The organism is Pedosphaera parvula Ellin514 (genome assembly GCF_000172555.1).
Taxonomy (GTDB): domain Bacteria; phylum Verrucomicrobiota; class Verrucomicrobiia; order Limisphaerales; family Pedosphaeraceae; genus Pedosphaera.
In genome coordinates this window covers 1-15,633 of sequence record NZ_ABOX02000051.1, presented here as the reverse complement: position 1 = coordinate 15,633, position 15,633 = coordinate 1, and the positions used below count along the sequence as shown (strand labels likewise).

The window sequence follows — 15,633 nt, the reverse complement described above, 5'->3', positions numbered from 1 at the left end:
GGCATCATTTTACGGGTGCTGGTTCCAACAAATATAACTTCCCATCTTTCTCTCCAACCGGATACGTGCCATCTTTGAACTCGCCACCCTTTGTAAATGTAATCTTGAACTGCTTGACGACTGAAAGGTTCGAGCGATACGAGACGCCATCTGTGTCTTTCCAAACAAGATCAGGCTCGTTTGGGTCTGGATTCGTGAGTGTGAAGTCCGTGGCTCCCTGCCTGGCATCTCTGGCATATTGCTTCCTGCCACTCGCTTTGAATTTGTCAGGCACTCTATCCCAACAGGTAAGCGTCATCAAAGCGTCGGCGTCACGCTTCTCAAAAGCCTGCTTGACGGCTGCGACAAATCGCGCCTCTTCATCTGGCGATGCCGCCAGCAACGGTTGCAATCGGAGGACCAAAATCGCGGTGAGGGCAAAGATCAATGTTTTCATAAGCGTGGTGTCATTTAGTTAATTGCATTCCTTTTCTTGTCAGGTCACACAAGGTTTTTACTATTTGAGTTCTTTCCAATCCACCAGCTTCTTCCAATCTGCGGAACCGTTCTTATATGCTGTCGAAACCTTTACTGCATCCTCAATTGAAAAGGTTTCCTTTGTGGAAATGTAAACAACACTCCCATCAACGGTGTATTGAAATGAAAAATGGCTGTCCTGCTCTGCAATGACGCGAATAAAACCGTGCGTGCCATCCAAACCAATTATAAATACTGGGCCGAAGTCGTCTTTATGCAAAGTCACGGCTGCCCGAATATCGGCTTCGGTTGGGCTGGGTATGGTTTTCTGGCTGTCGAAAAACGTCAATTTGTAGCTCATGGTCTTTGTCCTGGTTGTCGCGGTTGTGGTGGCGGTTGAATTAATCGTTTGTGCGCTGGCGGCGCAAAAACCAAGTAACACCAATAACGGAATGATTTGTTGAATTTTCATAATTACGCCCCTTTTATGAGGAGAGTTTATTTCCAATCTTCCAATTTGCGGGCCTGCTTATCTTTAAATGAACCGGTGAGAATCATAATCACATCCACCAGGCACCAGATGCCCAGGCCGCCGAAGGTAAAAATTTGTAAAATGGCAGTGCCTGCTTTGCCGACGTAGAACCGGTGAGCGCCAAATACTCCCAGGAAGAAGCAGAGAAGGAAAGCAATGAGCCGTTTTTTATCAGATTTTTCTGTCATAATTTTAAGTTGTTAGTGGGACTGATGGCCCCGGTGGTTTACGCGAGGCAGATCAGTTCCACCAATCTATAAAGGAAAGGAGACGAGAGGTTACAAACTGAATGCGTCAATTATTCGACGCACGTAAATCCGGCGTATCGGTCCTATTACAGCGGCTTCCAATCCGCGAACATCTTCCAGTCCGGGTCACCGTTTCGATAGGCAAGCAACAACTTCGTGGTGGTATCAGCGGAAAGATTTTTCGTGGCCTGATATTGATGCTGCTCGCCGCCTTCCTGTAACTGTATGGTAAAGGAATCCTTCGCCAGGCAAGTAGCCTGAAGCATGTTTTCAGCGTCCTTGTGAAGAATTAGAAAGCCGGGCTCGGCATCGCCTCGGAGTGAGGCTACGGCTTTGCGAATGTTGGCTTCGGTCGGATTTTGTATGGCCTTCGTGCCGTCGCCAGGATCAATGTCCAATGTAGGAGTCATGGAGTTGGTTTGGGCGTTGGTTGTTGGTGTTGTAATTGCCTGCGCCTTGCCGGTGTCCATAGCCGCGTTTGTCAACGTGCCCGGAAACCCCATTTTGTATAGGCTGGCTTCGAGGTTTTTAAGAAATTTTGGATCGGCTTCTGCGAATTCTTTGGTGAGTTGATTTGGTTCAGCCTGACCCCGCCACCAATGAATGATCTCTGAATTGAATGGCGGTTGCCGGTTTTGGGAACTCCACCAACTTCCCCACGCCTTCCAATCGGTGCCAAAATTCTGGCTGGTCAGCCTCACCAGGGAAACCTGTGCCCACCAGCGAATGTGTGGATTGTTGTGATAAAGCAGGTGGATCAATTTGGGCACGACGGTCCGGTCTCCAATAATACCCATTGCGCGAATGGCCATCCAGCGGTGCCGGTTACTGGTCTCCAACCGCACGATCGAGGCTCTATGGTCCAATGCCATCTCCAGCAGGAGAGGCACCGCGTTCGTGGAATGCAAAGAGGCGAGTGAATTGATGGCCAGGTAATACTCCTCTGAATGGGGTCCTTTGATTGTGTCAATCAGCCGCCGCTCCAGATTGGTGCGCTCCTCGTTCGACCAGCCTTCAAAAGTGCGCGCGTCAAAATACTTGTGGAATTTGTAGTCGGTATATTGCACCACGAGACGCTGGTCTGCGTTCAACAAGTTCCAGAATGCATTCGAGCTGACGAGGTCGCCTGCCGCCAACGTCTGGGATTGCTTCGGCTTCGTTCCGGCAAAAAATAGAACTACGCAAACAGCAATGAGCAACAGAGCCGCACCAAGCCCGGCAATCCCAATTGCTATTTTCCAGCCGAAGGACATTCCCGTTGGAGGGGGTGTCGCTTTTGGAATTGGCGGCGGAGTGCGCGAAATGGGAGGCTCCACGTGATCAGGTGTCGCCGCGATGGTTTCCACGTCCGTTTTTACCTGGCTAACTTTTTGGTAACGACGTTCCGGATCCTTTTCCAGGGCGTGCAGCACCACTTCATCGAGGCGCACATCTATGTGAGCTTTTTGCGATGGCCGTTGAAAATTTCCGAGCGGCAGTTCGCCGGTAAGCATTTCATAGAACACGACACCCAGTGAATAGATGTCCGCGCGATAATCCACGGTTTGCGGTTTCTCGATCTGTTCTGGCGCCATGTAATGCGGTGTGCCCATCACGTCCTGTGCACCGGTGAGCGAAATATTCTGCGGTTCCTGATCGAGAAGCTTGGCGATGCCGAAGTCGGCGATTTTCACGTTGCTATCTTTGTCGATCAGGATGTTTTCCGGCTTTATATCGCGATGAATGATGCCATGCTCGTGGGCGTATTGCAGCGCCTGGCAAATCTGCGGTATGATGATCAACGATTCCTCCGGCGAGAGTTTTCGCGCTTGCAGAAATTGGCGCAGTGTCAACCCGTCCACAAACTCCATCAGCAGATAATAATGTCCCTGCGTCTCGCCGAAGTCGTAAACCGTGACGATGTTTGGATGATTCAACCAGGCCAGGGCACGCGCTTCGCGTTCGAATCGTTCCGCAAATTGCGGGTCAGTCTGTCTTTCCGGTGCCAGGATCTTCAACGCCACCCAGCGGTCCAATCGTGGCTGGCGGGCTTTATAAACCGCACCCATGCCACCATGGCCAAGAAGTTCATTGATTTCGAATTGCGGAAAAAGTTTGGCAATCTGCTCAACAGTGGGTGGCACAAAGGCCGATTTTCCGCCCGCAGGTTCGTTCCCCGCCTTGGTTTCAAAACCGGATTTTATCAGGCACTCCGGGCAGAGGCCCTGCGGCGCGTCTGGAACTACCGCTTTTCCGCAGGTTGGACAAATCTGGGTTGCATCCATATTAATTCTTTCACCCTGTTATAAAGGAAAGCAGGTGAAAGGTTACACAGGAAATAAGAGCACTCCGTGTTGAGGGAATATTTTTGAGAGGGTCAACCTCAGTCATCGTCTTGCCAGCACGGTAAATAAGTGACGCAATTCCTCTTCAACTTCCTCCGGTGTTGCCACCGTATTGGCTATTTCATCCCGGAGCAATTGCCGATACCGCTGACGCAACCGGTGCACCACCACTTTTACCGAACCTTCAGTCATACCCAGCTTGGACGCCAACATGGCGTAGGGTTGCGCCGCACGTTCGCCCAACAGGCATGGTTTCAGTTCCGCAAATAATTCCGCCTTCCCTTGAGCTGCATATTCAGCACAGAGCCGGTTTAGGACCTGGTCCAACAAGGTCAGCGCCCAACGCCATTCAAAACTCTGTTCCGGGCTGACGTTGTCCACCGGCTCCCGGGCGCAGCCATTTTCTGCGTCTTCGAAATTCAGGGACACAACCCGGCCACGACCCCGCTTTTGCGCCCTGGCCTTGTCCCATTCGTTCGCCAGGAACCGGCTCAAGCTGGTCAGGAGGAAGGAGCGGAACCGACCGCGTTGCTGGTCCGCCTGTCCCAGCCAGTTTCGCTCCAGCAACCACTCGAAGAATTTCTGTGTCAGATCCTCGGCATCCACCTGGGCATATCCCCGCCGCCGCACGTAAACGTAGAGTGGATACCAATAGGTCTGGCAAAGTTTTTCCAGGGCATCCTGCGCCTGGGGAAGATCATTTCGCCCTGCCGTCAGGACCACAGACCAATGAGTGGTGGCAAACACCGGCTGGCGCGCAATCTCGCCCCAAGGCGGAGTGGTTCGGGAATTGGCTTTGATGCTCTCGGTTGTGCTCACTGCTCAGCCACTGTAGCGTTCTTTATTGCAGCCGCAAGCGTGTTGGCAGAGCCATCTCAAGGTCTAACGATGAGAGCCAGAAGTCGTTGGCGTTTGATTTGTAGCCGACTTGGTCGATTGGCTCCCATTCGCTGAAGTGCGTGCTTCAGTCCCGGTCTTCTCATTGAGACTGATATTGCGTAGCATCAACTGAATGATTGGATGCCCCCAGGACTCGTAGTTGACCAAACCGGGACGAACAGGGAGGATTGAGGTTTTCAGAGCATTCTTTTTTCCTGGAACGGTCATCAGGGCATCAAAGAACAGCTTTCTATCTGTATTATTTTTGATCACCAATATCATCATTGCCTCGCCGTTGGTGCTTACATCTTGAGTGAATTGCAAAGTCACTGCTGCTTTGTTGGTGTCTGCCTGATACACGACATTTCGAATCGTATTATTGGTGATGTCCAGGTTGATGCCAAATGAATCCCCTTTAAAAAGATACACATTGCCCTTGTGTACGTAAGGAATTCCTGGAAATTCCTCCTCGTAATAATGCTCTTTGTCCACATGCAGCGTGAGTGTGAAAGGCTTCCGAAAGACGACACCATTCGTGCCTGCTTGAGAGTTGTTCTGATCGGCGCAAAAGCCGCGAGTGACCACAACTATAAAAGCAAAAACATACACAAAGTATTTCATATTTCGTCGCTTTATCCTTTCCACGTGTTTTTTTGAGAATTTCCATCCTTTTCGATGTCTCTTCCAGCCAAAAAGCAAAGCGTGGAGAACATGGCCGGTCAAGTCCAATGGGACCTTTCCTTGGAGAGGCTGGGTTGCCTGGATTATTTGGATCCCATCCAGCGCGAGAATTAGGAATTCAATCTCGCTCGTACAAGACCCGCTCAACATGCCAGGGTTGTTGCGCCATCTCGTCATGCCATGTTGATGGAATCGAAGGAAACCGTTCAGCCAATGACTCCAGAATCTTATCGTAGCCCTTGTGGTGCACGAAAATTGAGACCTCGCTGTTGTCGGCGTAAATGAAGGTGAGGGAAATCTCGAAAGCACCGAAGGCATCCGTACCCAAGGCTTCAATACGAAGGATATCATCCCACCGGATGGTTGGACACAGCTCCGTGGCTGTGAGTCGCCGAATCGCTCGGTTGATTGCCTTTATGGATTTACGCATAAGAGAGGACTGGGTTTGTTCATTGCCTTGAACAGCGGTCTCTCCAAAACTTAAGCGAGTATTATTCCAAAAGACTGGTTTTGCAAGCATCTCATCTTCTTGCACCTGCCCAGCGTTCCTGTATTTGAAAATTGACCTGCTTATTTGACGCCTGGCCATTTGGCTTGAAACGCGGCTCTGGTTGCCTACCATGTCCCCACAGACCATCTGTCAGCACATTCGCTGTTTGGAATTTTATGCCCGACCAATCAAACCGGTTTGATCAGCATCCAAAACAAAGGCTCTCATTATGGTTTTTGCGCTGCCTCTTCATCTGCCTGTCGAACGGCATCTTTGCACAAACCAGTTACGTCAATTTTGAAGGCAAACAAACCAGCCCGGTAAGATTATCGCAGGACGGCACGAGGTTGTTTGCGGTGAATACCCCCGATGCGCGACTTTCCGTTTTCGATGTTACCAAACCCTCCAATCCGCTTTTGATTGCAGAAATTCCTGTCGGCGTGGAACCGGTGTCGGTCAATCCAAGAACTCCGGACGAAGTCTGGGTGGTCAACGAAGTCTCCGATAGCGTCAGCATTGTTTCAGTTTCCCAAAAGATGGTGGTGGACACATTGTACGTGAAGGATGAACCGGCCGATGTGGTTTTCGCTGGTGGCAAGGCCTTTGTGACGGCGGCACGCAAAAATCGCGTGGTTGTGTTCGATGTGACCAATCACGTTCAGTTGGCGAGCATCCCGCTTTTTGGCGAAAATCCCCGCGCCTTGGCCGTCAACACGAACGAAACGAAGGTTTATGCGGTGTTTGCGCTCTCAGGAAATCATACCACGCTGATTCCACCAGCCAGCGCACCTCCCCAATCCAAGCCGACGAATACGAGTCTTCCTGCACCACCGCAGGTGGGCTTGATCGTAGACGCGCACAATCCCGGCACCAACCATGTGGCTTACAAAATGCCGGACAATGATGTCGTTGAGATTGACGTCAGCAAACTCACGATTTCCCGCTACTTCACAAACGTGGGCACGGTAAATCTCGGAATTGCCATCCGACCGGGAAGTGGAGACCTGTTTATCGCAAATACCGATTCGAGGAATCTCATTCATTTTGAGCCAAACGTCCGCGCACATATCGTGGATAATCGCGTGACCCGCATCAATATAACCAACGGCGTCTCCACATACTTTGATCTGAATCCCGGCGTCAATTACAGCGTCCTGCCGAACCTGCCCGCCAAAACCAACGCCTTGGCGCAGCCCACGGGAATTGTGTTCGATCCAACCGGCAATTACTTTTACGTCGCCGCCTTTGGAACAGACAGGGTTGGCAAGGTGGACCCAAACGGAAATGTTCTTGCCCGCATCGAGATTGGCTCGACTCCTGGTTCCGTTACAGACTCCAAAAGCAAGCGCGGCCCGCGCGGATTGGCGCTTAATGCCGGTGCCCAACGCCTCTACGTCCTGAATCGCATTTCCAATACCTTGACTCTCGTCGATACCAGTTCCAACACGGTGCTGAAGGAAATTCCCGTGGGCAGCTATGATCCTACTCCGACCGTGATTCGCAATGGACGCGGATTTCTTTACGACGCCAAACTTTCCGGCAACGGCAATGCCGCCTGTGCTGCCTGTCACATTGACGCCGAAATGGATTTGCTCGCCTGGGACTTGGGTGATCCCAATGGCAGCGTGCAATCAGTCAATACTCTCACCACGAATGGAATTGCGATCACTTTGCAGGAGCATCCCATGAAAGGACCGATGACCACCCAGACTTTGCGTGGTCTGGCTGGAATGGAGCCCTATCATTGGCGGGGAGACCGCACGAACTTCCTGCACTTCGATGGAGCTTTTGGCAGCCTGATGGGCGGCACTCCGCTTTCCACCGCGGACATGGATGCCTATCGTTCGTTTATCAACACCATCAAGTTTCAACCGAATCCAAACCAAAACCTCGATCGCAGCTATCCCACCAGCTTCGCGGGTGGTAACGCGGTTGCAGGCCGCGGCCTGTTTCTGACCAATAATTATAATTTCGGATTGACCTGCAACACCTGCCACAACGCTCCGCCCGGGCCAGGTTCAACCAAACTTGTCATTCCGGCGGTGGCTTTGGAGGAATCGCAGGACTTCAAAGTCCCGCAGCTGCGGAACGTTTATCAAAAAATGAGTTTCAATAGTGCGCCCGGCACTAACAGCATTGGAGGCTTTGGACTCACGCACGATGGCAATGATGACAACCTGAACACGTTCCTGTCCCGTCCGGTGTTTGCAAACATACGAAGCAACGCCACCATCAAAGCGAACCTCGGGGCCTTCGTGCAATGCTTTGATACCGGAACAGCGCCCGCGGTTGGCTACACGCGTACGGTTGCGTCGACCAACGTCAGCACGCTGAGTATTTCAAACGACTGGAACTTGCTGGAAGCACAGGCAGCAGTGACCAATATCGACCTTGTTGTAAAAGGCGTCATTGATGGCAGGCTGCGTGGTCTGCTTTATAAGCCCATCACCAGAAATTATACTCCGGACTCCACCAGAGATGTTGTGCTTTCGAGGACGCAACTGATCCAAAAAATTCAAGCCGGCGGTCGGCTCACCGTTATGGGAGTGCCGCCAGGTTCGGGCGTGCGCATGGCCATTGATCGCGACCTCGATGGGGTTTTGGATGGCGATGTGCCTGCGCCAAAACTGCGAATCGGAACCGATACATTGAGTTGGCCGTACAAAGCGGCAGGATATGTCCTGGAGACCACTTCGAGCCTGGGAAGTGGAGCCTGGACAAATGCTAATGATGCCGTGGAGATAATCAACGGTCAGAACGTGATGACGAATCCCGCCGGAAACCGAACCCGCTTTTACCGGCTCCGGCTTCAATAAATACTCCTCCCACTTTCAAGCCTTGCTGCCCGACTCCAAACAGCGCGGCTTTTTGTAATGTCCGCTCCCCCAGTGGTGAGATAATGAATACTCGCGTCAGGGAGAAGGCGGAAAATTGGATGTATTAAAAAGGTGCCAGGGAGGCGAGGGGGCGGGAGCGGTGGAAACAAGTTGTTAAAGCTGCTCCCGTTTGTTTTTATCGTTTTACACGCGACGGTAGCGTGAAGAACACCAACAACTATGAAAAAACATAAGGTTATTTGCTGCGTAATAATGGCCGGGGCTGTGCTGGTCGGGGAATGCTCAAAAAAGGAAGCAATTGCCAGGGAGGCCGGCACGCAGGCAAAGGCTGAAGCCACTTCTCCGGCATCCAATGAGCCGGTCGAGATGCGGTTCAAATGGGTTGTGGGTAAAAAATACACCACCCGGGTGGTTCTGACCGAGATCAGCGAAACGAGCGGTTCCCAGTTGCCACAGCCCATGAGAGGCGATACCAAAGAAGTGCAGGATTATGCCGTTTCTACGTTGAAGGAGCGGGAAGGCGGCGGCAAGGAACTGGAGCTTGAATTCCTTTCGCAAAAGGTGAGCACAAAAATGGGGGATCGTGAAGTTCTGAGCTTTGATTCAACCGCTGATGCAAAAGATGACGCCGCCAAGCCGGGAGCTGCCAGCATGAGGAAAATGGTCGGTGCAAAAATAAAGTTTCTCACAGATGCCAAAGGCCGCGTCGAAAAGGTCGAGGGGGTGGATGAACTGCTCAAACGAATGACTGCAGATGCCTCCCCCGAGTTGCAACAGATGTTTAAAGGGATGGTTAATGAAGACATCTTGAAGCAGAGGGTGGATTCCCAGTATATGCCGGAAAAGCCACTAAAGATCGGCGACGTCTGGCCGGTCAAAACGGAAATGAACTTGCCCATAATGGGAACGCTGATTACCAACATAAAGTTTACCTTCACCGGTTGGGAACAGCATGAGAATCATAAATGCGCCGTCGTCACTTTTGATGGGGACATCACATCCAAACCGGGAGCAACTCAGGCGTCACCCATGGTCATGACCGTCGAGGGTGGAAAGATTTCTGGAAAGAGTTGGTTCGATCCGGAAATCGGTATGGGCGTCGGCACGTTGGAGGATAATAACATGACCTTGAAAATGAACGTTCACGGGCAATCGCTTTCAACCGGCATCCGGCAGAAGATGAACTTCACATTGCTGCAAGTGGCAGACGCTGGGAAATAGGGACTGTCTCGAAATTCGTCCAAATAACCTGCTATTCTTTGTAGCTCATGCTCCCAATTTTTTCGGGAGCATTTTTCATCAGGCCTCCGTCTAATATGTCATGAAGCGACGGATTTGGCTGTTACTGGTGATATTGGGATGGATGGCAGCAATCCTGCCAACTTATGCGGCTGGAGTCATTATTGTTGATGGGGAAGGTGATTCAACCGCCTCCCACATCCTTCCACCAGGACCAATTCCACCTGTCCCGATTCCTCCTCCCGGGCCTTGGCCACCTCGTCCCATTCCCCCTCCGTACTGGCATGAAACGCGAGTGTATCGGTTTTGTCCGTTGGAGGTTCAGTCTGAGAAGGTTCAGACGAAAATCACGGATCAGGTGGCAGTAACGACCATCGACCAGGAATTTTACAATCCCAATTCCCAACGCCTGGAAGGAACGTTCATTTTCCCAATTCCCAAGGGAGCGCAAATCGACAAGTTTTCGATGGAAATCGATGGCAAGCCGGTGCAGGCGGAGATACTGAAGGCCGAGAAGGCGCGGGATATTTACGAAGGCATTGTGCGGAAGATGAAAGATCCGGCGCTGATGGAGTACGAAGGACGCGATGTTCTGAAGTTAAAAATCTTTCCTATTGAACCGAATGGCAAAAAGCGCATCACGCTTTCCTACACCCAGGTGTTGAAGCTCGATTCCGGTTTGTTGAATTACGTCCTGCCGATGAATGCGGGCAAATATTCCTCCAAGCCCATTAAATCTGTGAGCGTGAAAGTAAATGTGGAGAGCAAACGCCCACTCAAAACCATTTATTCACCCAGTCACGAGGTGGAGGTCAAACGCGACGGATCGAATCGGGCGACGGTGGGATATGAAGCGAGTGAGGTAAAGCCGGATGCTGATTTGCAATTGTACTTTGCTCCAGAAAAAGATGAAATCGGGGTCAACCTCATGGCTTACAAAACGGGTGATGAGGATGGTTATTTTCTTTTGTTGGCTTCGCCCGGCGTGGATGCGAAGGCAAAGCAAATCGTTTCCAAGGATGTGGTGTTTGTACTCGATACGTCCGGTTCGATGTCCGGCAAAAAGATGGAGCAGGCAAAAAAAGCGCTGCAGTTTTGCGTGGAGAGTTTGAACGATGGAGACAGGTTTGAAATTATCCGATTCTCCACCGAAAGCGAGCCCTTATTCGATAAGTTAGCGGCAGTGTCCAAAGAGAATCGGGAGAAAGCAGGTGACTTTATCAAGAATCTCAAGGCCATGGGAGGCACGGCGATTGATGAGGCGTTGAAAAAGGCATTGTCACTTGAATCCAAAGAGGGCAGACCCTTTGTGGTGGTATTCTTAACCGATGGACTGCCAACAGTGGGAACGACTGACGAGGACCAAATCCTCAAAGGCATGCAGGAGCGAAACAAGGAAAAGCGGAGGATTTTCTGCTTCGGCATTGGCACCGATGTGAACACGCATCTGCTGGATAGGATCGCGGAAGAGACCAGGGCATTCAGCCAATACGTGCTGCCGGAGGAAGATCTGGAAGTGAAGGTTTCGAGCTTCTTCTCCAAGATTAACGAACCGGTGCTGGCAAATCCAAAACTGAAGTTTACGGCAGATATTCGCACGACCAAAATGTATCCTTCGCCACTGCCTGATTTGTTCAAGGGGGAACAACTGGTGCTTGTGGGCCGGTATTCGGGCAAAGGCAGTTCCGCCGCGGTTATCGATGGGGACGTGAATGGAGATAAAAAGAAATTTACCTACGACCTAAATTTTCCAGAGCATGCAGACGAGCATGATTTTATTCCACGGCTTTGGGCGACCAGGCGAGTGGGCTATTTGCTGGATGAAATTCGGCTCCACGGGGAGAGTTCGGAACTGAAGGATGAAGTGACAGATTTGGCTCGAAAGTATGGGATCGTCACGCCCTACACCGCTTACTTGATAGTCGAAGATGAATCCAAGCGCGGAGTTGCACAATCGATGCAATCAATGCCCCGGTTGACCGACGATAGTGAGGCTAGGCGGGAACTGTCTCTGAATTATAACGAGTTTAGAATGAAAGCAGATGGGCTTGGAGCGGTAGCGGGGGCGCGGTCCGGGCTGGCTCTGAAGTCGGCAAATTCATCTTCGTGGGGCATCCAAAATGGTGCCTATGAAGCAGGGCGTAACCTGTCTCGTGACAATTCGGTAAGTCCCGCAGCACCTCCAGTAGCAGGTTCGCCCGCGACAAGCACCGGCTTAGGTGACTCGACGAGGAAGGCCATGGACTCCACACAACAGGGGCAGTTCGTCGGCGGAAAAAACTTCTTCGAGAACGGAAGTGCCTGGGTGGATTCGGAGATTCAAAAGTCTTCCCAGAAGGAAAAAGTGAGGGTGCAATTTGGGTCGCCAGAATATTTTACGTTGTTGAAACAGCATCCAGAGACGGCGCAATGGCTGGCGCTGGGATCAAATGTTCAGTTTGTGCTTGCAGGCAAGGTTTACGAGATTTTTGATAAGGAGGATTCGTCCGGGAAAAAGGAATGAGGTTTGAATGATGATGTCAGAGTCACGGCAGGAATGCCTGCAGTGGCATGGTCTTTGTACGGGTGTAGGAACTATTATGAGGAATTTAAGCTGGCTGGTGGTGCTACTCACTTTGGTCATGTGCCTAAACGTGGAGGCGGGGCCGCGAGATGCGCAATGGCACAAGGTAGATGAGGCGGTGAAGAAGGGGTTGCCAAAAACTGCCTTGGAAGAGCTGGAGCCGATTATAGGCGCAGCGTTGAAGGATAAAGCTTACGGAGAGGCAGCCAAGGCGATCGCGAAAAAAATCTCGTTGGAAGGAGAGATTCAAGGAAACAAACCAGAGGAGAAAATAACGCGGTTGCAGGCGGAGATCGCCAGGGCACCGAAGGAAATTGTTCCGCTGCTCGATACCATTCTGGCGGAGTGGTATTGGCAATATTTTCAAATGAACCAGTGGCGGTTCATGCAACGGACCGCGACCGCCCAGCCGCCGGGAAAGGATTTTACCACGTGGGATTTGAAGAGGTTATTCGAGGAGATTGACAGGCAATTCCAAAAGGCGCTCTCGGCAGCGGATACTTTGAAGCGGATTCCAGTCAGTGCCTATGACGACCTGCTGGTCAAAGGAACCTTGCCGGATAAGTATCGCCCCACACTGTATGACTTCATCGCGCATGAAGCATTAACCTTCTATACATCGGCAGAACAGGCCGCAGCCAAGCCGGAGGATGCATTCGAGATTTCTGCTGACAGCCCCATCTTCGATGAGGCGGAGAAATTCATGGCGTGGAAATCCGCAGGAACGGACACCAACGCACCCGCAGTGAGGGCCATAAGTCTTTATCAAGACTTGATGCAGTTTCATAAGGGCGATGCCGACCAGACAGCCTTCGTGGATGTGGATTTGGAGCGATTGATCCATGGGAAAAACAGTGCGGTCGGGGAGGAGAAGGACAGTCGCTTTCGGATCGCGCTAAAACGGTTCATTGATAAGTGGGGAGATAATGAGATTTCGGCTGAGGCGTCGTTTCAACTGGCGAGTCTCCTGCAGCAGGAAGGCAAACTGGTGGAGGCGAGAGAGGCAGCCTTGAGAGCTGTGCATGCGTTTCCCAACAGTCCGGGAGGCAAAGAATGCCGGAATTTGATCGCGACTATTGAAATGAAGCAATCAAGGATCGTGACGGAGAGGGTTTGGAATCAGCCGTTGCCAAAAATCCAGGTGTTTTATCGCAACGTAACGAAGGTGTATTTCCGTGCGGTGGCTTATGACTGGAATCAATTTCTCGAGAAAACTCACAGTCGACCGGAGAGCCTGAATGATGCGGAACGCAAGGAGTTGCTGCAAAAACAGCCGGTGCTGGAGTGGTCGGCTGACCTGCCGGCAACGACCGATTATAAAGAGAGCCAAATCGAGTTGCCCGCTCCGGAGAATTTGAAGCCGGGCTTTTATTTCATCCTGGCCAGTCACGATCCGGCATTTGGTGGAACGGACAACGTGGTAAGTTACAGCGATGTTTGGGTGAGCACACTTTCGCTGATTACCCGTTCGACGCAGGAAGGGCTGGAAGGATTCGTGTTGGATGCCATTTCAGGTGAACCGTTGGCCGGCGCGGAAGTAAAAGGGTGGTATTTGGATAACCAGGGAAACCGTGTGGCTGAGCCGGCGAAAACGACGGATACGAACGGGTTCTTCTCTTTGTCTGTGCCTCAATATCGGAGCTACGTTTTTTTGGTAAAGCACCAGGGAGAACAACTGGGCACCATGGAGAAGTCGGCGTACTACGGAGGTGAGCCGGAACAACAATTTGAACAAACCGTATTCTTCACGGATCGCGCCATTTACCGTCCGGGGCAGACGATTCGCTATAAGGGCATTTGCCTGAGTGCCAATCCGAAAGCCAACAATTATCGATTGCTCAAAGGCAGGCAGGTGAAGGTTGTGTTTGCTGACCTGAATGGCAAGGAAATCGCGCGGCAGGCGGTGCAATGCAATGACTATGGTTCCTTCTCCGGCAGCTTTACCGCGCCGCGCGATCGACTCATGGGCATGATGCAAATCCGTGTCGAGAATGGGCCGACAGGGCAGGCGAACTTCAATGTGGAGGAATACAAGCGGCCCAAGTTTCAGGTGACATTGGATACGCCCAAGGAAGGTGCCAAGCTGAACCAGAAGGTCTCACTTCAAGGTCATGCGATGAGCTACACCGGAGCGGCGGTGGATGGAGCCAACGTGCAATTGCGGGTGGTCCGTGAGGTGCAGTATCCCATCTGGTGGGGCTATTATTCGTGGAGAAGGCCGATGCGAAATGAATCCAGTCAGGAAATTTTGCATGCTACTGTGAAGACTGAGGTGGATGGTTCGTTTAAGGTGGAATTCACAGCCAAGCCCGATTTGTCCGTGCCGGAAAAGGATGAACCGACCTTTCAATTTAAGGTTTATGCCGATGTGACCGACAGCGCAGGGGAAACCCGGTCGGCAGAAACTGTCGTGAATGCCGGCTACACAGCGCTCAAAGCCGCGATGATTGCAGAGGACTGGCAAACCGCGGAAAAGCCCGTCGATATTACAATCAAAGCAACTTCGCTGGATGATAAAGGGCAGGTCGCAGAAGGTTCGGTGAAAATTTATAGGCTCAAGCAGCCTGAGAAAGTGCAGCGTCCTCCGCTTAAGGAATATGAGCCATATGAGTTTGCAGTCAGGGGTGCAACCAACGTGGATTGGTCAGATCCCAAGTCGTGGCCTTTGGGTGAGATGGTAATGGAAAAGGGATTCACCACAGGAACCAATGGAGAGGCGCAAGTTTCCACCAAACTGGGCGTGGGGGCATATCGTGCGCTGCTGGAAACCCAGGATCGTTTTGGCAAGAAAGTGACGGCGCTTCTGCCGGTTACGGTTCTGGATCCGAACTCGAACAAACTCTCCATCAAGATTCCAAATGTTGTCGCCGCACCCGCCTGGACGTTGGAACCTGGAGCCGAGATGACCGCGTTATGGGGAACAGGCTATGATGAGGGCAGGGCGATGGTGGAGATCGAACATCGGCATAAAATTATTCGGCGTTATTGGACGAAGCCGGGACAAACGCAGTCGCTCATCAGGCAGGCGGTGAGTGAAGAGATGCGGGGCGGCTTCACGCTTCATGTGACGCAGGTGCGCGAGAACCGGGCCTATTTGGAATCGCGCCGCGTCGAAGTGCCATGGAGCAACAAGGAATTAAAAGTCACGTGGGAACATTTTACTTCGAAGATGCAGCCGAATCAGAAGGAGACATGGACGGCTGTAATAACAGGTCCCACTGCACAGAAATCAGTCGCTGAGATGGTGGCGACGCTTTACGACGAATCATTGGACGCTCTGCGACCAATGGAGTGGATGAACCGGTTTTCGTTCTTTTACCAGGATCAAAGTGTGCGGCAGGCAATGTTTGAGAACGTGCCTGAGCCATTTCGTGGGATCAAAGG

General features: G+C 51.7%; 11 protein-coding genes. 4 read left to right on the top strand and 7 right to left on the bottom strand.

Features of this window, described 5'->3' with window-relative positions; all coding sequences use genetic code 11:
* Positions 1 to 4: 4 nt before the first annotated feature.
* The 7 genes from CFLAV_RS26250 to CFLAV_RS35220 all read right to left on the bottom strand — a co-directional run bounded on the left by CFLAV_RS26250 (position 5) and on the right by CFLAV_RS35220 (position 5,550).
* Positions 5 to 436, bottom strand: coding sequence for a hypothetical protein (locus tag CFLAV_RS26250; protein ID WP_007417912.1), 432 nt, complete (start codon positions 434 to 436; stop codon positions 5 to 7).
* 60 nt (positions 437 to 496) lie between these two features.
* Entirely contained in the window at positions 497 to 928 is a 432-nt protein-coding gene (locus tag CFLAV_RS26245) for a hypothetical protein (RefSeq protein WP_007417911.1), read from the bottom strand.
* Positions 929 to 954: 26 nt separating this feature from the next.
* On the bottom strand, positions 955 to 1,176 hold the full coding sequence (locus CFLAV_RS26240; RefSeq protein ID WP_007417910.1) for a TM2 domain-containing protein: 222 nt from the start codon (positions 1,174 to 1,176) through the stop codon (positions 955 to 957).
* A gap of 146 nt (positions 1,177 to 1,322) precedes the next feature.
* Entirely contained in the window at positions 1,323 to 3,500 is a 2,178-nt protein-coding gene (locus CFLAV_RS33220; protein ID WP_007417909.1) for a serine/threonine-protein kinase, read from the bottom strand.
* Positions 3,501 to 3,602: 102 nt separating this feature from the next.
* Positions 3,603 to 4,379: an RNA polymerase sigma factor gene (locus tag CFLAV_RS26230; protein ID WP_007417908.1), complete on the bottom strand. Its 777-nt coding sequence runs from the start codon at positions 4,377 to 4,379 to the stop codon at positions 3,603 to 3,605.
* 63 nt (positions 4,380 to 4,442) lie between these two features.
* Positions 4,443 to 5,060: a hypothetical protein gene (locus CFLAV_RS26225; protein WP_040550280.1), complete on the bottom strand. Its 618-nt coding sequence runs from the start codon at positions 5,058 to 5,060 to the stop codon at positions 4,443 to 4,445.
* Between the two features lie 178 nt (positions 5,061 to 5,238).
* On the bottom strand, positions 5,239 to 5,550 hold the full coding sequence (locus CFLAV_RS35220) for a hypothetical protein (protein WP_150107606.1): 312 nt from the start codon (positions 5,548 to 5,550) through the stop codon (positions 5,239 to 5,241).
* Between the two features lie 236 nt (positions 5,551 to 5,786).
* Here CFLAV_RS35220 and CFLAV_RS26215 point away from each other — a divergent pair, with 236 nt between their 5' ends.
* From CFLAV_RS26215 to CFLAV_RS26200, 4 genes are all read left to right on the top strand, one after another.
* Positions 5,787 to 8,426 (top strand): beta-propeller fold lactonase family protein, encoded by a 2,640-nt coding sequence (locus tag CFLAV_RS26215; RefSeq protein WP_007417905.1) that lies wholly within the window; start codon positions 5,787 to 5,789, stop codon positions 8,424 to 8,426.
* A gap of 240 nt (positions 8,427 to 8,666) precedes the next feature.
* The gene (locus CFLAV_RS26210) at positions 8,667 to 9,668 is read left to right on the top strand and encodes a DUF6263 family protein (RefSeq protein ID WP_007417904.1); all 1,002 of its coding nucleotides are present in this window, start codon (positions 8,667 to 8,669) and stop codon (positions 9,666 to 9,668) included.
* Positions 9,669 to 9,768: 100 nt separating this feature from the next.
* Positions 9,769 to 12,189, top strand: coding sequence for a VIT domain-containing protein (locus tag CFLAV_RS26205; RefSeq protein WP_007417903.1), 2,421 nt, complete (start codon positions 9,769 to 9,771; stop codon positions 12,187 to 12,189).
* A gap of 76 nt (positions 12,190 to 12,265) precedes the next feature.
* A partial coding sequence (locus CFLAV_RS26200; protein WP_007417902.1) for an MG2 domain-containing protein occupies positions 12,266 to 15,633 on the top strand: 3,368 nt, incomplete at its 3' end.

Bases quoted from the DNA above. Each gene is read 5' to 3' on its own strand.
- CFLAV_RS26250 (WP_007417912.1), bottom strand. From the start codon at position 436: ATGAAAACATTGATCTTTGCCCTCACCGCGATTTTGGTCCTCCGATTG.
- CFLAV_RS26245 (WP_007417911.1), bottom strand. From the start codon at position 928: ATGAAAATTCAACAAATCATTCCGTTATTGGTGTTACTTGGTTTTTGC.
- CFLAV_RS26240 (WP_007417910.1), bottom strand. From the start codon at position 1,176: ATGACAGAAAAATCTGATAAAAAACGGCTCATTGCTTTCCTTCTCTGC.
- CFLAV_RS33220 (WP_007417909.1), bottom strand. From the start codon at position 3,500: ATGGATGCAACCCAGATTTGTCCAACCTGCGGAAAAGCGGTAGTTCCA.
- CFLAV_RS26225 (WP_040550280.1), bottom strand. From the start codon at position 5,060: ATGAAATACTTTGTGTATGTTTTTGCTTTTATAGTTGTGGTCACTCGC.
- CFLAV_RS35220 (WP_150107606.1), bottom strand. From the start codon at position 5,550: ATGCGTAAATCCATAAAGGCAATCAACCGAGCGATTCGGCGACTCACA.
- CFLAV_RS26215 (WP_007417905.1), top strand. From the start codon at position 5,787: ATGCCCGACCAATCAAACCGGTTTGATCAGCATCCAAAACAAAGGCTC.
- CFLAV_RS26210 (WP_007417904.1), top strand. From the start codon at position 8,667: ATGAAAAAACATAAGGTTATTTGCTGCGTAATAATGGCCGGGGCTGTG.
- CFLAV_RS26205 (WP_007417903.1), top strand. From the start codon at position 9,769: ATGAAGCGACGGATTTGGCTGTTACTGGTGATATTGGGATGGATGGCA.